This window comes from Sporosarcina sp. Y1011, assembly GCF_057669885.1.
Genome location: NZ_JBYHFP010000013.1, coordinates 36,367 through 58,516, shown reverse-complemented (window position 1 = coordinate 58,516; position 22,150 = coordinate 36,367). Strand labels below are relative to the sequence as shown.

The following is a 22,150-nucleotide window of genomic DNA, read 5'->3' as shown; positions in this document are numbered from 1 at the left end:
GAGTGACCGAAATTGCATCTTCGGGCACTTACACTCTTATAGAAGATGATCTATTCTTTTCTTCCAAAGCAACCGTTTTTTCACTTGAATTTTGTAGGAACGCGACAGGCAATTAATCACAACAATATTACCCCAAAGGGTGTGGCTAGAAGTGACGGAGTCACTTCTAGCCAAAACTATTCCTCGGTAAAAGGGTCGTAATTAATTCGCCGAAAGCGGGCCGAAAATTATCCAGTGAAAATGGCAGTATTCAAGCCCTTCTCATCTGCTTTTTATGCAAGTATTTGGTTATTCAACAGACGTGACATATTAATGAAGTAAAATTGCAGATTTCAAACTGACATCCTGCTGTCTATATATGCCAGGTAGTTTTTTCTGTTATACTATGAAAAATGGAGGCGTTGCGGTATGGGATTAATTTACTACGGTTACCCGAAATGCGGGACGTGTAGAAAAGCGAAAAAGTGGCTTGAAACGAATAACTTGGACTTTCAAGAAGTGAACATTGCGGAAGCTCCTCCGTCAGAAGAGGAACTTGGAAAGATGATTGCGGCTTCTGATTTGGAATTGAAAAAGTTTTTCAATGTCAGCGGCATGAAATATAGAGAGCTTAATTTGAAAGACAAACTGCCTACAATGTCCGATGAAGAAAAAATTAGTTTGCTATCATCAGACGGTATGCTCATCAAAAGACCGATTGTTTATGGAGAAGGAAAAGTAACTGTCGGTTTCAAGGAAGAAGAATTTAATAAAGTCTGGGGCAATTAAGTTACAGTCTTGTCTTTATCAGAGAAATATGACAGAATTGAAGAGAATGAAACTATTTATTTGGAGGGGTATAAATGAGCACACCAAAAGATCTGCGTTATTCTGAAGAACACGAATGGGTAAAGGAAGAAAACGGTAACTACCGCATCGGTATTACACACTTTGCACAATCCGAACTTGGAGATATCGTATTCGTTGAACTTCCATCTGTTGGCGATGACATCAAAGCGGACGAGCCTTTCGGGAGCGTTGAGTCGGTTAAAACAGTATCTGAACTATATGCTCCAATCAGCGGTAAAGTACTTGAAGTGAACGAAGGACTAGAAGACAGCCCTGAATTCGTCAATGAATCACCGTATGAAAATGCATGGATGGTCGTCGTTGAACCTTCTAACACTTCTGAGTTGGACGAACTTATGTCTGCAGAAGCGTATGATAAAATGACAATCGGAGAATAATTGAAAATTATTCAGCAGTAGTTCAAAACCTTGCTGAATAAATTTCAAGCCTCCGGCGGATGCCACAGATTTTGAAAGGAGTGAATTGAGCAAGCTCAATTCAAAATCTGGGCGCAAATACGCCGAGGCGTATTTGATTTAACTGAGCGCCGGAATAATTCCGGCGTTTTTTGCATCTTACTGTCGATTTGCGAAGGAGGAACTCTCTTGTCGGATGAAAAAATCATCATAGTAGAGGGCGGTTCGGATAGAAAAAGATTAGCGCGTATACTTGCGGAGTCAGTCAAAATCATTTGTACGAACGGTACAGTAAGCCCATATCGGCTTGAAGAGTTGCTTGCGCCCTATGAAGAACAGGACCTGTATGTTTTTGTCGATGCTGATGAAGATGGTGAAAAAACGCGTATATTATTTAAAAGAGAATTTCCAGCAGCAATCCATCTATATACAGAAAAAGAGTACCGGGAAGTGGAGACGACCCCGTATAAAGTGTTAGCTGAAATACTACAAAATGCGGAATTCAAAATCCGACCCGAATTTTTACTTTAAAGGATGTAAGATAAATGGAAAATTGGACACGCGAACATTGGGAGGCAACTTTGAAGGACTCACCCGATTCTGCGTTTTATTTATATACACCGATGTGTGGTACATGTGCAGTCGCTTCTAAAATGATGAACGTCATTTCTGTCATGAAACCGGAAATGCCAATCGGGAAAGCGGATTTGAACTATGTGCAATCTATGGCAATTGACTATGAAATTGAAAGCGTTCCTTGCTTGTTAATACAGAAGGATGGCGTTGTACAACATAAAGTCTATGCTTTTCAGTCAGTCCCGTATCTGTTGGAATTGATTGATTGACAATCAAGACAGGAATTTGATATAATACGACTTAACCAACAATTGAATAGGTCGCTCTTATTAAGAGAGGTGGAGGGATAGTGCCCTACGAAGCCCGGCAACCGTCACGAAAGTGAAATGGTGCCAAATCACACAAAGTGCATAGCATACTTTGAGAGATGAGAGATTGGACAAACGTTTATTTTATGATAACGTAAAGCCTTTCTGCCCGTCTGCAGGAAGGTTTTTTTGTATTTGAAAAGCGGAAGGCGCCGGTAAAGGAACGCAACCTAAGTTCGCGACGTCCTGTCGCAACGGTTGCATGACCTGCATCCTGCCGGCCCCCGACAGGCATAAGGCAACGAAGGAAGGCAGCCCAAGTTCGCCGCGTCCTGCGGCAAAGGCTGCATACCTGCATCCTGCAGGCACGAAGGGGGCGTACCTAAGCCGCCACAGCGAAATGACTTGTGACCCGAGGGGCTGGCGCCTGCAGCTAGACAAGAAATGCGGAAGCGTCCGTTAAGATGCGACAGGCACAGTCAGTTTACGAAGATATACTTAATTTCAATTTACATTTACATAGACAAAATCTCAGAGGTGAAATCAATGATTCATTTAACGGATATTAATAAACGGTTCGGTGAAGGACCCGGCAGTATTACAGCGGTTGAAAATGTATCACTCGAAATAGCTGATGGTGAAATTTTCGGTGTGATCGGTTATAGTGGCGCTGGAAAAAGTACTTTGATTCGACTGTTGAACGGTCTAGAAATGCCTACTTCAGGAAGTGTGAATATCGGCGGTTTGGAAATGTCGGCTATCAAAGGCAAAGCGTTGAGGGAAGCGCGGCAGAAAGTGAGTATGATTTTTCAACATTTCAACTTGCTGTGGTCGCGGACGGTAAAAGACAATATTGCATTCCCGCTTGAAATCGCGGGTGTGCGAAAAGCCAAGCGCGAAAAGAAAGTGGCGGAACTGATAGAACTGGTTGGTTTGACTGGCCGAGAAAACGCGTATCCATCAGAATTATCGGGCGGTCAGAAACAGCGTGTAGGGATAGCCCGTGCACTTGCAAACGACCCTGAAGTCCTACTTTGCGACGAGGCGACTTCAGCTCTTGATCCGGAAACGACGGATTCGATACTTGATCTTCTGACTGGTATTAATGAAAGGCTTGGACTGACGATTGTTCTCATCACACATGAAATGCACGTAATCCGGAAAATCTGCCATAGGGTTGCAGTCATGGAAGCTGGGAAAGTTGTCGAGATGGGGGACGTACTCGATGTGTTCCAATCGCCAAAAGAGACCATTACGAAGCGATTTGTTTCTCAAGTGACGGAGCCCGCGGAAGCGAAGCAGGCAATGGCGCATATTAAGGATGAATTTCCAACAGGTACACTTATCAAGCTTGTTTTCGTTGGTGAGCAGACGGAACAACCTGTGCTCGCAAGTCTCATTCGGAAATACGATGTGGGTGTCACTATCGTCCAAGGAAACATTTCCCATACACATGGAGGAGCATATGGCTCACTTATCCTTCAGCTCCTTGGAGATTCAGCAATTATTGAGGAAGCAATTCAATACCTCAATGAAAATGATGTTCAGACAGAGGTGATCGGTAATGATTGAAAACCTTTTTCCGAATGTTGATTGGACTAAGATGTGGGAAGCGACAGTAGAAACGCTCTATATGACAGCAATTTCAACACTGTTCACATTGATTATTGGACTCGGACTCGGAATCATACTCTTCCTAACAAGTCCCGGACAACTGTGGTCGAATAAGTTGGTCAATGTTATTTCAGGGGCATTCGTCAATATTTTTAGATCAATCCCGTTTATCATATTAATCATATTGCTTATTCCGTTTACGAAATTTCTTCTTGGCACAATTCGCGGACCGGATGCAGCGTTGCCGGCACTTATTATTGGAGCAGCTCCATTCTATGCAAGAATGGTGTTGATTGCATTGCAGGAGATTGATAAAGGTGTAATTGAAGCTTCGAAGTCAATGGGCGCGAAAACGAGGACGATTATTTTTAAAGTTCTATTACCGGAATCGATGCCGGCACTTGTCTCGGGTATTACCGTAACAGCAATCGCACTTGTCGGGTACACCGCTATGGCGGGGATCATCGGCGCAGGTGGACTTGGGAATCTCGCGTTTTTGGATGGATTCCAGCGCAGCCGTGAGGACGTTATACTAATTGCAACAATCTTAATTTTAATTATCGTTTTCATCATTCAATTCATCGGGGATTTCGCGGTAAGGAAATTTGACAAGAGATAATTCTACGACAGTAACATCAGGCATTGCCTGTAAACTATAAAAAAGAATAGAAAAAAGGGGAGAAATGATTATGAAAAAGCTTTTTGGGGGAATCGTATTAGCAGTACTTCTATTAGCATTAGCGGCTTGTGGGGCGAAAGATGACAGCGGCGATAACAATGCGAGTAGCGGGGATAATGCTGCCGATGAAAAAGTTGACGCAACGGAAATTGTAATTGGTGCATCTAACACACCGCACGCAATCATTTTGGAAGAGGCAGCACCGATATTGAAAGAAAAAGGTATTGAACTTGATATAGAAACTTACCAAGACTATGTATTACCGAACAAAGATCTTGAATCCGGTGAATTGGATGCGAACTTCTTCCAGCACATACCTTATTTAGATCAACAAGTAATCGACCATGGTTATAAATTTGCAAATGCAGGGGCTATCCATATCGAACCGATGGCTGTTTACTCGACGCAACATAAAACAATCGAGGAACTTCCGGATGGTGCTACTATCATATTTAGTAACTCGGTAGCTGAACATGGCCGCGTACTTTCATTACTGGAATCAGCTGGGCTAATTAAACTGGCTGAAGGAGTAGATAAAGTAAAGGCTGAAGTGAAAGATATTGTAGATAATCCTAAGAACCTTCAGTTTGATGCGAATTACGAACCTTCACTTTTGCCGCAACTCTATAACAATAATGAAGGTGATGCGGTAGTCATCAATGCAAACTATGCAATTGATGCAGGCTTGAATCCAATTGAAGATTCAATTGCGATTGAAGAGACGGAGTCGCCGTATGCGAACATCATCACAGTTAGAGAAGGCGAAGAAAATACTGAAGCAATCAAGACATTGGTTGAAGTGTTGAAATCGAAGGAAATTCATGACTTTATTCTTGAAGAGTGGGGCGGCGACGTCATCCCAGTAAAGTAATTTGTTGAAGCAAGTGGACAAGGCGTGGATTGATTTAGTGAACAATAGGCAATATCAACCATTCAGATTAACAGCATAGAGAAAAGGGAGAGTATAAAATGAAGAAATTACTAACAGGAGTTTTATTAGCAGCACTCGTTCTTGTACTTGCGGCTTGCGGTACAAAAAACACCGATGAAAGCAATAATACAAGCGGGAATAGTGAAAACACAGACGAAAAAGAAACAACTAAGATTGTTATCGGTGCTTCCAATACACCGCACTCGATCATTCTTGAACAAGCAAAACCGTTATTGGAAGAAAAGGGTTACGACCTTCAAATCGAAACATATCAAGACTATGTGTTACCAAACCAAGATCTTGAATCTGGCGAAATCGATGCAAACTACTTCCAGCATATTCCGTATCTTGAATTGCAAATTAAAGATGCTGGATACGACTTTGTAAATGCGGGTGGCATCCATATTGAACCAATTGGTGTCTATTCGAAAAAGTATAAATCACTCGATGAACTTCCTGACGGTGCGACAATTCTAATGAGTAGTTCAGTTTCGGATCACGGGCGTGTACTTGCGATGCTCGAATCAAAAGGACTTATTAAACTTGACGAAAGTGTAGATAAGACAGCAGCTGAACTGAAAGATATCGTTGAAAATCCTAAAAATATTGAATTTGATGCAAACTATGAACCTGGTCTAATGCCGCAACTATACTCGAATGATGAAGGCGATGCATTGTTGATTAACTCGAACTATGCAATCGATGCGGGCTTGAATCCGATTGAAGATTCAATTGCTATCGAAGACAAGGATTCCCCTTATGTAAATATCATCGCAGTAAGAAAAGGCGACGAAAATAATGAGTCAATCAAAGCTTTGATTGAAGTATTGAAGTCGAAAGAAATTCAAGACTTTATCATCAAAGAATGGGGCGGCACAGTAGTCCCGGTTAAATAATAGGTAGAAACCTCTGTCGAAAAGTACGAATTCGACGGAGGTTTTTTGTTTTCCAATAGATGTTAATGTCGAAATGGTGTTTCAATAGCGAAAATATTATGGTATCGTTGTCTCTTAAATACATAAAATCATCTTAGGGGGAACACTGTTTTGAAAAAAATTGGTCTAATTTGGCGTATCGTCATCGCTATTGCACTGGCAGTCGTGTTTGGATCGCTGTTACCGAAAATTAGCGAAGGCTTTGCAGAGTGGTTTGTGGGTCTCGCAGCCACATTTAATATGATATTTGGAGGCTTTTTGAATTTTATAGTGCCTTTGATCATCATCGCTTTCATTGCGCCAGGAATTGCGAAGCTAGGCAAGGGGTCAGGTAGACTACTTGGTTTGGCGACAGCATTTGCTTATCTTTCGACAATTGTAGCAGGGATTATTGCCTATTTTGCAGCAACAAGTTTGTTGCCTGGATTTATCGGGAAAATTAGCGAAGGTAGTGTTGCTGAAAGTGGCCGTGCTGCGGCTGAAGCTTTTTTTGAGATTGAATTGATTCCTGTGATGGATGTTATGGCGGCACTTCTTCTTGCGTTTGTACTGGGAATCGGGATGGCTTCCATCGGTAGCAAATCTATGCTTAATGTATTTGATGAATTCAATGTGTTAATCGAAAAAGTGATTTCGTTTGTTATTATTCCACTTTTACCATTCCATATTTTCGGAATCTTCCTTAATATGACGTATACTGGCCAAGTTGCTAAGGTTCTATCTGTCTTTGCAATGGTATTTGTTATGATTATTATTCTTCACTTCATCATGCTAACACTTCAATATACGGTTGCAGGATCGCTTTCAAAAAAGAATCCGTTCTTCTTGATGAAAACAATGGCACCTGCTTACCTTACTGCACTTGGGACACAATCGTCTGCGGCGACGATACCGATTACGTTAAGGCAGGCGCGTAAAACAGGTGCGTCGGATAAAGTGACTGATTTTACAATTCCACTTTTTGCGACAATCCACTTGTCAGGAAGTACAATTACACTTGTATCCTGTTCGATAGGCGTCATGCTTATGAATGGAATGCCGATTGTATTTGCAGATTTCCTTCCATTCATCTTCATGCTCGGCGTTACGATGATTGCAGCACCAGGAGTACCCGGCGGGGCGGTTATGGCAGCAATAGGGCTACTCGGCACTATGCTTGGCTTCGATGAAGCGATGATTGCACTTATGATTGCACTTTACATGGCGCAAGACAGCTTTGGAACTGCAACAAACGTTACGGGTGATGGCGCACTTGCTATTATCGTCGATAAGTTTACAAAAAATGATGATGTAGCTAAAGCGACTCCAGAACCAGAACAATACTAATGATTCAAAAACCGGTACATTGCGTATCGGTTTTTTGAATTGTGTGGATTCTCATTGGGAACTGGATAATTGAAAATGGGCGAGCACTAGAAAAATGGAGTCATACAAGTCTTGAATTAAGGGTATCCCTTTTAAAATGAAACGATTCTCAATGATTTGCAAGGCAATGGTTAATGGGTTAAGATTAGAATGATACTAAATTGAGAATGGATATCCGTTCAACTTTATTATATTGGAGGTATTGGAATGGCTACTTTAGAAATTAAAGACCTTCACGTTGAAATCGAAGGCAAGGAAATATTGAAAGGCGTCGATTTGACGATCAATACAAACGAGATCCATGCAATCATGGGTCCGAACGGTACAGGTAAATCAACACTCGCGCAAGCGATTATGGGGCATCCCAAATATGAGGTGACATCTGGTACGATTACACTTGATGGTGAAGACGTACTAGAAATGGCAGTAGATGAACGCGCTAGAGCGGGTATTTTCCTTGGTATGCAATATCCAAGTGAAATTACAGGCGTAACGAATTCTGACTTCCTACGTTCTGCAATCAATGCTAAACGTGAAGAAGGCGACGAGATTTCATTGATGAAATTCATTCGTGAACTTGATAGCCGAATGGAATTCCTTGAAATGGATGAAGACATGGCTACACGCTACTTAAACGAAGGTTTCTCAGGCGGAGAGAAAAAGCGTAACGAAATTCTTCAACTTACAATGTTGAGACCTAAATTTGCAGTGCTTGATGAAATTGACTCTGGTCTTGATATCGATGCATTGAAAGTTGTTTCTAAAGGAATTAACGAAATGCGCGGAGAAGATTTCGGTTGCTTGATCATCACTCACTACCAACGTCTTCTAGACTACATCACGCCAGATAAAGTTCACGTTATGATGCAAGGTAAAGTTGTTAAATCCGGCGGTTCTGAACTCGCACATAAACTTGAAGAACAAGGATATGACTGGATTAAAGAAGAACTTGGCATCGAAGACGAAACTGTCGGGCAGGAAGTTTAAGAAAGGGGGACGATTCAAAATGACGGTTGAAACAAAGTTGGCATTAACCGAACAGGACGTCCGCTCCTATTCCGCTAAGATGAACGAAGCAGATTGGATGGCGGATTTCCGCGCAGACGCATTAGCGAAAGCGGAACAGCTACCAATGCCAAAACCAGATAAAACGAAAATTGATAAGTGGAATTTCACGGAATTCCCTGTCCATACAGTTGAAAGTACTGTTTATGCTTCATTGGACGAGCTTTCTGAAGAAGCGCGTGCACTTGTTGACAAAGAAAAGCAAAACAGTATTTATGTTCAGCACAATAACACACCTGCTTACCTCTTTTTATCCGAAGAGTTGAAAGCGAAAGGCGTCATCATGACGGATATTTTCACAGCGTCACGCGAACACAGCGACCTTGTGAAAAAGTATTTCATGACGGACGGTGTAAAGGTAGACGACCACAAATTGACTGCACTTCATGCAGCACTTATTAACGGCGGCGTTTTCGTTTACGTTCCGAAAAATGTTGTCGTCGAAGAGCCGATTCAAGTACTATTTTTGCATGACGATGAACAGGCTTCACTCTTTAACCACGTTCTTATCGTGGCAGAAGCGAATAGTTCAGTGACATATGTCGAAAACTATTTGTCGACTGTAGAAGAAGCAAAAGGATTAGCGAATATTGTATCTGAAGTATTCACAGGCGATAATGCGCAAATCACATATGGTGCAGTTGATGTACTTGCGAAAGGATTCACAACCTATGTGAATCGCCGCGGGATTGCAGGACGCGATAGCCGTATTGACTGGGCACTTGGACTAATGAATGACAGTGATACGATTTCTGAAAACATTACTCACCTTGTAGGTAACGGATCTCACTGTGACATGAAATCAGTTGTTGTGGGACGTGGTAAACAGCGTCAGAACTTCACATCTGAAATCGTGCATTTTGGTATGGATACAGAAGGCTTCATCTTGAAGCATGGTGTTGTGAAAGAAGAATCTACATGTATCTTTAACGGAATCGGAAGAATTGCTAAAGGCGCGACGAGAGCGAACGCAGTCCAAGAATCACGCGTCCTTATGCTAAGTGAAAAGGCGCGTGGAGATGCAAATCCAGCCCTTCTTATCGATGAAGATGATGTAACAGCAGGTCATGCGGCATCAGTTGGTCGTGTCGATCCGATGCAATTATTTTATCTGATGAGCCGTGGGATTTCACAGAAAGAAGCTGAACGACTTGTTATCCATGGCTTCCTTGCGCCAGTTGTCAGCAAATTACCGATTGAAGGCGTCAAGAAACAATTGACGGAGGTTATCGAAAGGAAAGTGCGCTAATGCTTAGCAAAGACATCCGCAAACATTTCCCTATATTAGACCAGGAAATCAACGGGCATCCGCTCGTTTATCTAGATAGTGCCGCGACTTCTCAAAAGCCGCGGCAAGTAATAGAAGCAATTAGCAACTATTACAGCTTTGATAATTCAAACGTCCACCGCGGCGTCCATTCGCTTGGTAATCGGGCGACAGAAGGATACGAAGGTGCACGCGAGAAAGTTCGCAAATTCATTAACGCGAAGTCAACGGAAGAAGTTATTTTCATGCGTGGCACTACAACCGCATTAAATACTGTTGCACAAAGTTATGGACGCGCGAATGTTGGTGAAGGTGATGAAATTCTTATCACTTACATGGAACACCATTCCAATATTATTCCATGGCAACAGCTGGCGAAAGAAAAAGGGGCCGTTTTGAAATATATCGACCTTGAAGTAGATGGAACTCTATCCATCGACAAAGTTCGCGCTACCATTACAGACCGTACAAAAATTGTTTCAGTTATGTACGTTTCAAACGTACTTGGTACGATGAACCCTATTAAAGAAATCGCCGAAATTGCTCATGAACATGGTGCTGTTATGGTAGTTGATGGTGCGCAAGCTGCGCCCCATATAAAAATAGATGTACAGAAATTAGATTGTGACTTTCTTGCATTCTCTGGACACAAGATGTGCGGTCCTACAGGGATTGGCGTCCTTTATGGAAAGAAAGAGTTGCTTGAGAAAATGGAACCTGTCGAGTTCGGCGGCGAAATGATTGATTTCGTTGGATTGTATGAATCGACATGGAAAGAGCTTCCTTGGAAGTTTGAAGGCGGTACACCGATAATCGCAGGTGCGATTGGACTTGCTGCTGCAATCGACTTTTTAGAGGAAATCGGTCTGGATAACATTGAACGGCATGAACATGAACTAGCTGGATATGCAATGGAAAGAATGTCGGAAATCGATGGACTTACCATTTACGGTCCACTAGATCCTAAAAAACGTGCCGGACTTGTTACATTTAATCTGAACGATGTCCATCCACACGATGTTGCTACTGTGCTCGATATGAACGGTATTGCCGTTAGAGCAGGTCATCACTGTGCTCAGCCACTTATGAAATGGCTAGATGTATCATCCACTGCACGCGCTAGCTTCTATATTTATAATACCGAAGCTGACGTTGACCGCCTCGTGGACGGACTCCGTATCGCAAAGGAGTATTTCGCAGATGTCTACTAACAAACTAGATCAACTTTATCGTTCGGTCATCATGGACCATTATAAAAAACCTAGAAACAAAGGTGTCCTTGAAGAAAGTAACATTACAATCGATATGAATAATCCAACTTGCGGAGATGTCATTCATCTGACTCTGCAAGTGGATGAAGGCATTGTTAAAGATGCTAAATTTGAAGGTGATGGCTGTTCAATTTCAATGGCATCCGCATCGATGATGACGCAAATTGTTAAAGGGAAGAAAGTGGATGAAGCACTAAAAGCGGCCACAATCTTTTCGGACATGATGCTTGGTAAAGATGTTGACGACTCCATCGATCTTGGTGATATTGAAGCGCTTGCGGGCGTATCGAAATTTCCTGCCCGCATAAAGTGTGCGACACTAGCATGGAAGGCGATGGAAAAGGGAGTCGGAAATGACTCCGAACAATAATAGGACGGAGGAATAGTAATGGCTAAAAAAATGCCGGATATCGGCGATTACAAATATGGGTTTTCTGATAAAGATGTCTCTGTTTTCCGTTCGGAACGTGGTTTAACTAAAGAAATCGTTGAGGAAATCTCAGGTATGAAAGATGAACCTCAGTGGATGCTTGATTACCGATTGAAATCATTGGAAATGTTCTATAAAATGCCAATGCCTCAATGGGGTGGAGATTTAAACTCCCTTAAATTCGATGAGATTACTTATTACGTTAAACCTTCTGAAGGTGCAGAGCGTTCATGGGATGAAGTACCGGAAGAAATCAAACGTACGTTTGATAAACTCGGAATTCCTGAAGCGGAACAAAAATACCTTGCGGGTGTATCAGCACAATACGAATCTGAAGTTGTTTACCATAACATGAAACAAGAACTTGTGGACCAAGGAATCGTCTTTAAAGACACAGATTCAGCGCTTAAGGAAGACGAAGAACTGTTCAGAAAGTATTGGGGAACAATTATCCCTAACTCTGACAATAAGTTTGCTGCATTGAATTCTGCTGTATGGTCGGGTGGATCGTTCATCTATGTTCCACCAGGCATTAAAGTAGAAACACCACTTCAAGCTTATTTCCGTATTAACTCAGAAAATATGGGTCAGTTCGAACGTACTATGATCATTGTAGATGAAGGGGCAAGTGTCCATTATGTTGAAGGATGTACAGCGCCTGTTTATACAACGAACTCATTGCATAGCGCGGTCGTAGAAATTATCGTTAAAAAAGATGCATACTGTCGTTATACGACAATCCAAAACTGGGCAAATAACGTTTATAACCTTGTTACGAAGCGCGCGGTTTGTGATGCGAACGCAACAATGGAATGGATTGATGGCAACATTGGTTCAAAATTAACGATGAAATACCCAGCGATTATACTAAAAGGCGAAGGCGCTCGCGGTATGACACTTTCCATCGCACTTGCAGGAAAAGGTCAACACCAAGATGCTGGAGCGAAAATGCATCACCTTGCACCAAATACGTCATCAACAATCGTGTCGAAATCAATTTCACAACACGGTGGTAAAGTAACATACCGCGGAATCGTACACTTTGGACGTAAAGCGGATGGTGCACGTGCAAATATCGAGTGTGACACGCTCATTATGGATGACCTGTCGACTTCTGACACGATTCCATATAATGAAATCCTGAATGATAACATTTCACTTGAACACGAAGCGAAAGTTTCTAAAGTATCAGAAGAGCAGCTCTTCTACTTGATGAGCCGTGGCGTTCCTGAGCTTGAAGCAACTGAAATGATCGTCATGGGCTTCATCGAGCCATTCACAAAAGAACTACCGATGGAATATGCTGTAGAAATGAACCGTCTCATTAAATTCGAAATGGAAGGTTCAATCGGGTAATTTAAACAAGAAAAACCGGCCACCAGGGCCGGTTTTTTTGTACCTTACTGTTGATTAATCAGAAATAACGAGTAAATGACTTAGTCACACACTGGCACTACGTGTATCGTTGCATTTGGATTAGAACGACTACTGTACCATTATCGAGAAGATTGGATGTGTAGGGGTGCGACAAAGTCGCATCCCTACACAGTTTTTTCGGTAATCGTATGGTGGTCCTTCATCCGTCGCTCTCCAATCACACAGCTACAAGTAGTGCCAAAGCTTTTCGGGACGAAAGAATAGATTGCTTCTGACCTAGAAGGTAGCGGTCAAAGATACAATTTTGACCGCTTGAGCCTTCTATTATCGTGTCTCATTCTCTATTTTAGGGAAGTGTCACATTTTTATTGAGCACGACATACTCTTATCTAAAAGTTAGGAAGGAGCGCATTGTACAATGTACAAGAGTGCCCGAAAATAGCCCAGTGAAAATGAAGGTCATCTCACTAGTAGAATGAACAATTCTAGCAACAAATCGGTTTTGGAATAATAACCTGTTTGTTAAGTGCCGACTATATAGTAAGAATAGTTAGAGGGTGTAGAGTTCATCAAATCTGTTGTCCATCTATGTTAATATGTTAGTATCGATTCATTTGAAAGGGGCAGAGAAGGATGATCCATATCGGACTGACCGGTTGGGGAGACCATCCTGACGTATACAACCTATCCTCCTCAAAGACAGAGAAGCTTATAGACTATAGTTCACACTTTCCAATCGTAGAACTTGATGCTACTTTTTATGCCATTCAGCCAGAACGCAATATTCGGAAATGGATAACGGAGACGCCAAATGATTTCACTTTTATCGTTAAAGCATATCAAGGAATGACGGGTCATCATCAGGGTAAACTACCTTATGCAACCGTTGATGAAATGTACAATTTGTTCCGATTGTCGATGACGCCCCTTCAGGAAGCAGGAAAACTCGCAATGATATTAGTCCAATTTCCTCCGTGGTTTGATTGTAATAAAGTAAATGTCACTAAAATCCGACAAGTATGCAATCAATTACATGGATATGATATTGCTGTTGAATTTAGACATCAATCTTGGTATTCTCCTGCATTTAGAGAACAGACTTTACGTTTTCTTACTGATATGAATGTCATTCATTCAGTGTGTGACGAACCACAGGCAGGAGAAGGAAGCATTCCGCTTGTACCTGTAACAACACGCTCCGATAAAGTGCTCTTTAGATTACACGGCAGAAATGTATCAGGGTGGCGTAACACGACTGGTGATGATCAGGCTTGGCGTAAAGTGCGTTACTTATATAACTATAATGACACTGAACTCCATGAAATCCAGTTAGCGGTTGAAAAGCTCAAACAAGAAACTTCTAAAACGTTCGTTATTTTTAACAATAACTCAGGTGGCCATGCAGCTCAAAATGCTAAACGGCTACAAAAGGTACTTAACATTAATTATGAAAGTCTAACATCAAAACAGCTCGACTTGTTTGAAGGAGAATGGTAATGGAGTATTTCTTATTAGCCGTTATCGGTCTTGCGGCAGGGATTATTGGTGCACTCGTGGGTTTGGGAGGTGGAGTGATCCTTGTGCCGGCGACATTATTTGTCGGTATTAATCTGGGCTTGATAGATGGAATTACACCACAAACGGCTGTCGGGCTTTCTGTCATTATGATGATTTTCACAGGACTGGCTTCGACGCTTTCTTATATGAAGGGCAAAACAATTGATTTTAGGAGTGGATATATCTTTTTCCTGGGCAGTGTTCCGGGGACTCTCCTAGGTGCTTTTGTGAATAAAGGGCTCGATTTGCCATCGTTTAATCTTTATTTCGGCATTTTATTAATTATTTTATCAATCATTCTTTTGGTCCGTAAGCATTTAAAACCGGTTGATTGGTTTGTAAATCATGGTAAAAAGAGGACATTTACAGATAATATGGATGAGACCTATGTCTATGGATTTCCTGTCTGGTTTGCATTGATCCTAACATTTGGTGTTGGATTTGCGTCAGGTCTTTTTGGCATCGGTGGTGGTTCAATTCTAGTACCAGCCATGATGTTACTCTTTTTATTTCCGCCCCATGTTGCAGTCAGTACATCAATGTTCATGGTTTTCTTATCGGCGATTGTCAACTCGATTACACATATATCGCTCGGTAATGTTCCTTGGTTATATACGATTCCGGTCATTCCGGCCGCATACATTGGAGCCAAAATCGGAGCTCGGCTGAACCAGAAAATGAAATCGGAAACTGTTGTTGTTGCACTGCGTATTATCTTGCTTTTACTTGGAGTCAGATCGATTATTGAAGGACTTTTGGGGTGACATATGAATCAAATTGAAGTGATTCACTTTTATCATACAAACGATATCCACAGTCATTTTGAAAGCTGGCCACAGATTAGCCGGTTTCTTTGTGATGAAAAGAATAAACACTTATTAAATGGTGAGGCTTGTTACGTATTCGACATCGGTGATCACGTGGATCGTTCACATCCATTTACGGAAGGAACGAAAGGACAAGGAAATGTTAGACTGTTGAATGAAGCTGGTTATGATGCAGTTACAATAGGTAATAATGAAGGAATCACAATGTCGAAAGCTGCATTAAACTCACTTTACGCAGATGCTCGTTTTGAAGTCATTCTAAGTAATTTGTTTGAACAGGATGGAAATCGTCCGAAATGGGCGCAACCTTACAAAATTTATGTTACTGCCAGTGGAACGAAAATTGGCGTTATAGGAGCAACTGCAGAATATCAGGCGTTCTATTCGAAATTGGGCTGGAAAATTACGCCACCCCGCGAAAGCTTAATGGGCATTGCCAAACAGCTTGCATCAGAAACGGACCTAATCGTTTGCTTATCGCATATGGGTATTCATGAAGACGAGCAACTCGCAGTGGAGTGTCCGGAGATTGATATCATTTTCGGTGCGCACACGCATCACCTTTTCCATGAAGGCAAGCTGATTGGGGATACATTATTGGCTGCAACGGGTAAATATGGTGAGTATGTGGGCCATGTGACATTGAAAGTTGCTAGTAGCACAAAAAGTACTCTCACTATCGACGCAGAACTAGTTAGGGCGGATTTGGTTAAAAGAAGTGAAGAGGATATCGCCCAATCGAATCATTTAATACAACTTGGGAAAAGGGCGATGGAAGATAAGGTCTTTGATAATCCTTCACGGTTGCAACAGAATCTGTTTGAGGGTAGCCCCTTATCCTCGTTCTTCGGTCGGGCACTCATTGCCTATTCACAGGCTGATTGTGCCATGTTTAATGCAGGGATTTTCCTAGGTAGTCTCGATAAAGGTTGGGTAACGAAAGGCGATTTGCATTCACTTCTGCCACATCCCATAAACCCGTGTCTCATCACACTGGATGGAGTCGAACTTATAGAAGTATATAAGCTTTCTTTAAATAAGGATTGGCCACAAATTGAAATCAAAGGCCTCGGTTTCCGGGGCACATTAATGGGCGCGATGATTTATGAAAGATTATATCAGAATAGACATGGACAACTTTTTGCGGGAAATCGTGAGGTCGTACCAGGTCAAAAATATACCCTTGCAACATTAGATATGTTTACGTTCGGACATTTCTTTCCATCCCTCAGACATGCAGAGGTAGAGTATTACATGCCTGAGTTGATTCGAGATGTGCTTGGCTGGTACGGGACCGAACATTTTAAGTCTTAATCATTGGTACTGTGCGCATATCGCCTAAGAATAAACGGCTCAATTCCTGCATAGCTTAAAAGCAGGAGGAGTCGTTTTGAAATTTCAGGGGCAAGTCACCAGGAGAACCAGGAAAACCAGGAAAAAAAAGCGTAGACTATTACCTATTTTAGTACCTACATTTTTTATAGCAGTTTTCTTGTTCTTTTATGTAGTCAATATGAGGCTTACTCCAATATATGTCCAATATGCAGAAGTACAGACGCAAAGAATAGCCTCACATGTTATTAGTAAGGCCATCAATTCAAGGGTTGCTACTGTGCTCGACGTTAATGATATCATCGTGGATATTCCCAATGAATCTACGGGTGTTGTTACATGGAAGTTTAACACGGAAGTTATTAACAGGGTGTTGGCTGAAACCCAAACGCTTGTCGAGTCCCATTTACAACAAGCTTCGGAGGGAAATCTTGATATATTACCCCCGCAGAATGAAATCAAATTCGATCCCGATGCAATGGAAACTCAAGGAGGAGTCGTCTTCTTCGTTCCTATCGGTCAAGCGACGAATATCCCATTGCTAGGAAACTTGGGTCCTAAGATTCCAATTCGTTTCCATGTCATTGGTGATGTCAGTGCGACAATCGATACGGAAATTCTTCCTTTTGGTATAAACAGTGCCTACGTTGAAGTGAATATATTATTAACAGTCAATGTCCAGATTATAGTTCCGCTTGCAACTGAAAAAAGTGTTATTAATCAAAAAATTCCGGTAGCCATGGGGCTTATTCAAGGGAAGGTTCCTCAAATCTACAATAATGGAACCGATAATGCTCCTTCGGTTGAAGTTCCGTTAAGCCCTGAGTATGAGTGAAGAAGAATACTTGAAAATGCTGCGGATAACTGATAGGCTATTAGAGGATTAGAAATATCGATTGGGTAGAGGCTGCATTGCTTATTAGTCACACACGCGAGATTGACACCGATGACCGTGTGCAAAAGGAAGCTTTGCCGAAGCGTGGTATGATCGTCGAGATCTATCAGGCTGGGGTTGTTCCGAATAGGGATAACACTGTCATACGTCTTAACAACATGTATGATGAGCTACAAGTCGTGAGTTAGATAAGCTGTATTATTTATCCAACAAACGAAACGTAGATAAAGCCGGCTCCAATTACACTCGAGAAGTGTAATTAGCAGTCGGTTTTTTGTATTCCCCCTTGAAAGGGCCTCGACCCGACAAAATGGAGGAATAGAAAATGATTGGAACTTGGGTATCAATATTACCACCACTAATCGCCATTATTATGGTGTTTGCAACAAAAAGGGTGCTGTTATCGCTAGGAGCAGGAATCGTCTCAGGTGCTTTGTTAGCGGCGTCATTCGCTCCTGTAGAAACGCTGAGCATATTATGGCAATCCATTAAAGCGACATTTTGGGATGGTGGACTAAATACAGCAAATATTTACATTGTTCTATTTATCCTACTCTTAGGTGTTATCACTGCTTTCGTTAGCTTGTCTGGAGGTAGCAGAGCATTTGCAGAATGGGCAGTACGCCATATTAAAACAAAACGTGGGGCAAAATTGCTCACGGTATCACTCGGTCTTGCTATTTTCGTGGATGATTATTTCAATGCATTGGCAGTGGGACAAATCGCGCGTCCGATTACGGATCAGCACCGGGTTTCAAGAGCGAAATTGGCTTATTTCATCGACTCGACTTCAGCACCGATTTGTGTCATTTCACCAATTTCAAGCTGGGGTGCCTTTTTAATCGGACAACTCGCCCTTATATTTGGCGGCGCAGCAGCAATCAGTTATTCGCCATTATCCGCGTTCGTAATGATGGCACCCATGAATTTCTACGTTATCGCAACACTCGCAATGGTATTCTTCCTTGCATGGACTAATTTGGATCTATTCTCAATGAAGAAACATGAACAACTTGCAACTGAAACAGGCCAATTATTTGACCCTGACAAAGCAATTCCAGGTCAATTGAAAGAGGAATTCCCAGTGCACACGCATGGCCGCATCCGAGATCTTGTGGCGCCGATTGTCACACTCGTTGTAGTAACATTTGCAGTGATGATTTGGTCTGGCTATTTAATTGGAGGATCGATGAATATCTTCTCGATCTTTGAAAATACGGATGTCGCACTTTCATTGTTGTTGGGCGGAATTATAGCTACGTTAGTTGCAGTAACTTTATATATGCAGCAGATGAAAAATAATGAAACGGCAAGCTATTCACTTATGGGCAGTGCATTTACAAATGGACTGAAGTCTATGATGCCGCCTGTTTTAATCCTTATTTTTGCTTGGTCACTATCGTTCTTAATCGGAACACTTGAAACGGGTCTATTCTTATCTGACCTTGTAATGAAATCAAATATACCGGTTTCATTCTTGCCTGTTATTATGTTCATACTTGCTTGCATTATGGCTTTTTCAACCGGAAGTTCTTGGGGGTCGTTCGGTATTCTTCTGCCGATTGCAGGAACAATCATGATTGAAGCAGCACCGGAAATGTTACTGCCGGCGCTTGCTGCAGTTCTTGCGGGGGCTGTATTCGGAGATCACGCTTCACCAATTTCCGATACGACAATTCTATCTTCTACAGGCGCAGGATGTAACCATATCGATCATGTTTCGACACAGTTTCCTTACGCGCTGATCAGTGCTGTAATCGCTACGATGGGCTATGTCATTCTTGGTATTACAGGTTCGATCTGGATCGGCCTCGTTGGCGTTATTATTATTTTGTTAGTATTTTTTACTGTCTGGACAATGCGGGCTAGTAAAGTGGCACATTAATAGTATTGATAATCTTATACTAAAAAGCGGTGGCTTAGGCTACCGCTTTTTTATTATAATAATAATAGTTTTCTAACAAAAAAATGTTTTGACAATAGTCTGATAGGTGTATATACTAGGCATTAAGACCAAAAAGTGATATGAGATTAATAAAACACTATTTTTTGGTCCTATGTGATCGTAAAGGAGGAATAAACTGGATTTAATCTAGTGATAATAATACAAAAAATAACTGTAAAAATTTACTAGGTCGAATATTTTATTCAGTGAAATATAATTATATGAAAATTGCTATAGACTGAATAAGAAGTTTGTTTTACAATGGGCTTGTAAGTAGGAAAAAAGTGATATTTCTAGAAAAAGAGAATCGTTAGTTTTTTTTAAAAAGATGGAACGGTTTTAATTATCTGAAATATCAATAAAAAGGGGGATTTCATTTGAAAATGAAAAAGTTTGTAAGTGTATTTGCCGTTTCGGCACTAGCTGTCGGAATACTGGCAGGGTGTGCAGGGGAAAAAGCTGAAGAAGGAAGCACAGGCGGCTCTAAGGATGGCGATACGATTAAAATCGGGGTCAACCTTGAATTGTCAGGTAATGTTGCTTCTTATGGTACTTCAGAGTTATCAGGAATTGAACTTGCTGTTGAAGAAATAAACGCAGATGGCGGAATTGATGGTCAGGAAATCGAACTTGTGAAAGTTGATAATAAATCCGATCCTGCTGAGGCTACGAGTGCAGCACTTAAATTGATCACTCAGGATAAAGTAGTTGCAATCATCGGTGCGGCAACGAGTGGTGCTACTGTTGCACAGGCTGAAATTGCGAACGGCAACGAAACACCGCTTATCAGTCCATCTGGAACAAGCCCTACAGTAACAGTCAAAGAAGACGGAAGTGTGAATGAATTCGTTTTCCGTACTTCATTCATCGATCCATTCCAAGGAACGGTTGCAGCAAACTTTGCAGCAAACGATCTTGGTGTTAAAAACGTAGCGATTTTCACTGATAATGCAAGCGATTATTCAAAAGGTCTTGCTGCATCATTCAAAAAAGATTTTGAAAAAGCAGGCGGTAAAATTATTGCTGAAGAATCATACGTAGGTAAGGATTCTGATTTCCGTTCAACGCTAACTCGTATTAAAGCTGCGAATCCTGAATTCATCTTCATCCCTGGATATTATGAAGAAGTAGGACTAATCGTTAAACAGGCTCGTGAAATGGGTATCGATGTTCCACTAATGGGAGCAGATGGATGGGATTCTCCTACTCTAATTGAGCTTGCTGGTGCAGATGCATTGAACAATACATTCACAACAAATCACTATTCATCTGAAGATCCAGATGGCATCATTCAAGACTTCAACGATAAGTTCAATGAGAAATTCAGTAAATCACCAGATGCATTCAACGCACTAGGTTACGATACAGTGTATCTTTTAGCTGATGCTATCAAACGCGCAGGCGGTCCGGATTCAGTCAAAATTAAAGATGCCCTCGCTGAAACGAAAGATCTTGAATTGATCACTGGACTGTATTCGGTTGATGAAAACCATCACCCAATCAAATCTGCTACTATTCTTGAATTCAAAGATGGCGAACAAGTCTTTAAAACAAAAGTTAATCCTTAATTTAAACTGTAAGAATGGGGGGAGGATGTCCTCCTCCCATTCTTTTTTAATCCTTACTTTAGAGCTGGAAAAGGAGTGAGAAGTTCATGGAATGGTTACAACAGCTAATAAACGGTATTTCACTCGGTAGCATTTATGCGTTAATTGCACTAGGTTACACAATGGTTTATGGAATCATAAAACTGATTAACTTTGCGCATGGTGAAATATTTATGATAGGTGCGTTTATTGGGTATTACTCCATTGCTGGTTGGGGACTCGGGTTTTTCCCTGCATTACTATTATCAATGGTTTCCTGTGCAATTATTGGCGTACTTATTGAACGAATCGCTTATAAGAGATTACGGAATGCAACGAGAATTGCTGCATTGATCACAGCAATTGGGGTTTCTCTTCTCATTCAAAATGGTGTTATTTATATGCGTGGTGCACAACCTGATGCGTATCCTGAAGTATTACGCAATAAATCATTTGATTTTTTCGGTGCTCAAATCAGCAGTCAAGCAATCTTAATTCTATCTGTTTCTGTTACTTTAATGATCATTCTACAATTCATTGTACATAAAACAAAAATCGGAAAAGCGATGCGAGCTGTTTCCTATGATGCTGAAGCAGCTAAGCTTATGGGAATTAATGTCGACAACACAATCTCGGCTACGTTTGCGATTGGATCAGCTTTAGCTGGTGCAGCGGGCGTTATTTTCGGTATTTATTATACAAAGATTGACCCATTAATGGGTATTATTCCTGGTTTGAAAGCATTCGTTGCTGCTGTCCTTGGTGGAATTGGAATTATTCCAGGTGCCATGGCTGGAGGTCTTGTGCTTGGAGTTGTAGAAACGTTTGTCAGTGCGCTCGGGTTCTCTCTATGGAGAGATGCCGCGGCATTCGTCATATTGATTTTAATACTCATCTTCAAACCATCTGGACTCTTTGGTAAAAATACACGTGAGAAAGTGTAGGT

Annotated in this window: 21 protein-coding genes and 2 riboswitches; all 21 genes read left to right on the top strand. The window is 41.5% G+C overall.

Annotation, left to right across the window (positions count from 1 at the left end):
• Positions 1–408: 408 nt before the first annotated feature.
• The 21 genes from AC25Y5_RS13720 (at position 409) to AC25Y5_RS13620 (ending at position 22,148) form a co-directional block, all read left to right on the top strand.
• Entirely contained in the window at positions 409–768 is a 360-nt protein-coding gene (locus AC25Y5_RS13720) for an arsenate reductase family protein (protein ID WP_482102262.1), read from the top strand.
• A 74-nt stretch (positions 769–842) separates the two neighbouring features.
• Positions 843–1,226 carry a glycine cleavage system protein GcvH gene (gcvH, locus tag AC25Y5_RS13715; protein WP_488140780.1) on the top strand — a complete coding sequence of 128 codons (384 nt, stop codon included), beginning with the start codon at positions 843–845 and terminating at the stop codon, positions 1,224–1,226.
• Positions 1,227–1,433: 207 nt separating this feature from the next.
• Positions 1,434–1,775, top strand: a complete 342-nt coding sequence (locus AC25Y5_RS13710; RefSeq protein ID WP_488140779.1) for a toprim domain-containing protein — start codon at positions 1,434–1,436, stop codon at positions 1,773–1,775.
• Between the two features lie 14 nt (positions 1,776–1,789).
• Positions 1,790–2,089, top strand: coding sequence for a thioredoxin family protein (locus AC25Y5_RS13705; RefSeq protein WP_488140778.1), 300 nt, complete (start codon positions 1,790–1,792; stop codon positions 2,087–2,089).
• A gap of 54 nt (positions 2,090–2,143) precedes the next feature.
• A riboswitch (SAM riboswitch) is annotated at positions 2,144–2,254 on the top strand.
• A 420-nt stretch (positions 2,255–2,674) separates the two neighbouring features.
• Complete coding sequence (locus AC25Y5_RS13700; RefSeq protein WP_488140777.1) at positions 2,675–3,700, top strand: methionine ABC transporter ATP-binding protein; 1,026 nt, start codon at positions 2,675–2,677, stop codon at positions 3,698–3,700.
• Entirely contained in the window at positions 3,693–4,361 is a 669-nt protein-coding gene (locus tag AC25Y5_RS13695; RefSeq protein WP_488140776.1) for a methionine ABC transporter permease, read from the top strand. The genes AC25Y5_RS13700 and AC25Y5_RS13695 overlap by 8 nt, the downstream gene beginning before the upstream one ends.
• 70 nt (positions 4,362–4,431) lie before the next feature.
• Entirely contained in the window at positions 4,432–5,292 is an 861-nt protein-coding gene (locus AC25Y5_RS13690; RefSeq protein WP_488140775.1) for a MetQ/NlpA family ABC transporter substrate-binding protein, read from the top strand.
• A gap of 98 nt (positions 5,293–5,390) precedes the next feature.
• Positions 5,391–6,248 (top strand): MetQ/NlpA family ABC transporter substrate-binding protein, encoded by an 858-nt coding sequence (locus AC25Y5_RS13685; RefSeq protein WP_488140774.1) that lies wholly within the window; start codon positions 5,391–5,393, stop codon positions 6,246–6,248.
• A 150-nt stretch (positions 6,249–6,398) separates the two neighbouring features.
• Positions 6,399–7,613, top strand: a complete 1,215-nt coding sequence (locus tag AC25Y5_RS13680; protein WP_488140773.1) for a dicarboxylate/amino acid:cation symporter — start codon at positions 6,399–6,401, stop codon at positions 7,611–7,613.
• A gap of 246 nt (positions 7,614–7,859) precedes the next feature.
• Positions 7,860–8,639 carry a Fe-S cluster assembly ATPase SufC gene (sufC, locus tag AC25Y5_RS13675; protein WP_482102253.1) on the top strand — a complete coding sequence of 260 codons (780 nt, stop codon included), beginning with the start codon at positions 7,860–7,862 and terminating at the stop codon, positions 8,637–8,639.
• 19 nt (positions 8,640–8,658) lie between these two features.
• Positions 8,659–9,966: a Fe-S cluster assembly protein SufD gene (sufD, locus tag AC25Y5_RS13670; protein ID WP_488140772.1), complete on the top strand. Its 1,308-nt coding sequence runs from the start codon at positions 8,659–8,661 to the stop codon at positions 9,964–9,966.
• A complete protein-coding gene (locus AC25Y5_RS13665; protein WP_488140771.1) occupies positions 9,966–11,195 on the top strand; it encodes a cysteine desulfurase in 1,230 nt (409 codons plus the stop codon). Before sufD ends, AC25Y5_RS13665 begins: the two co-directional genes overlap by 1 nt.
• A complete protein-coding gene (sufU, locus tag AC25Y5_RS13660) occupies positions 11,185–11,625 on the top strand; it encodes a Fe-S cluster assembly sulfur transfer protein SufU (RefSeq protein WP_488140770.1) in 441 nt (146 codons plus the stop codon). Before AC25Y5_RS13665 ends, sufU begins: the two co-directional genes overlap by 11 nt.
• 18 nt (positions 11,626–11,643) lie before the next feature.
• Positions 11,644–13,041, top strand: coding sequence for a Fe-S cluster assembly protein SufB (sufB, locus tag AC25Y5_RS13655; protein WP_488140769.1), 1,398 nt, complete (start codon positions 11,644–11,646; stop codon positions 13,039–13,041).
• Between the two features lie 654 nt (positions 13,042–13,695).
• Positions 13,696–14,559, top strand: coding sequence for a DUF72 domain-containing protein (locus AC25Y5_RS13650; RefSeq protein ID WP_488140768.1), 864 nt, complete (start codon positions 13,696–13,698; stop codon positions 14,557–14,559).
• On the top strand, positions 14,559–15,383 hold the full coding sequence (locus tag AC25Y5_RS13645; RefSeq protein ID WP_482102247.1) for a sulfite exporter TauE/SafE family protein: 825 nt from the start codon (positions 14,559–14,561) through the stop codon (positions 15,381–15,383). Before AC25Y5_RS13650 ends, AC25Y5_RS13645 begins: the two co-directional genes overlap by 1 nt.
• A gap of 3 nt (positions 15,384–15,386) precedes the next feature.
• Positions 15,387–16,760, top strand: coding sequence for a bifunctional metallophosphatase/5'-nucleotidase (locus tag AC25Y5_RS13640; RefSeq protein ID WP_488140767.1), 1,374 nt, complete (start codon positions 15,387–15,389; stop codon positions 16,758–16,760).
• Positions 16,761–16,836: 76 nt separating this feature from the next.
• Complete coding sequence (gene yunB / locus AC25Y5_RS13635) at positions 16,837–17,613, top strand: sporulation protein YunB (RefSeq protein ID WP_488140766.1); 777 nt, start codon at positions 16,837–16,839, stop codon at positions 17,611–17,613.
• 58 nt (positions 17,614–17,671) lie between these two features.
• Positions 17,672–17,854, top strand: a riboswitch (Lysine riboswitch).
• Positions 17,855–17,998: 144 nt separating this feature from the next.
• Positions 17,999–19,558 carry a Na+/H+ antiporter NhaC family protein gene (locus AC25Y5_RS13630; protein WP_488140765.1) on the top strand — a complete coding sequence of 520 codons (1,560 nt, stop codon included), beginning with the start codon at positions 17,999–18,001 and terminating at the stop codon, positions 19,556–19,558.
• A gap of 443 nt (positions 19,559–20,001) precedes the next feature.
• Complete coding sequence (locus tag AC25Y5_RS13625; protein WP_482105894.1) at positions 20,002–21,186, top strand: ABC transporter substrate-binding protein; 1,185 nt, start codon at positions 20,002–20,004, stop codon at positions 21,184–21,186.
• Positions 21,187–21,272: 86 nt separating this feature from the next.
• Entirely contained in the window at positions 21,273–22,148 is an 876-nt protein-coding gene (locus tag AC25Y5_RS13620) for a branched-chain amino acid ABC transporter permease (RefSeq protein ID WP_488140764.1), read from the top strand.
• The last annotated feature ends 2 nt before the right edge of the window (positions 22,149–22,150 follow it).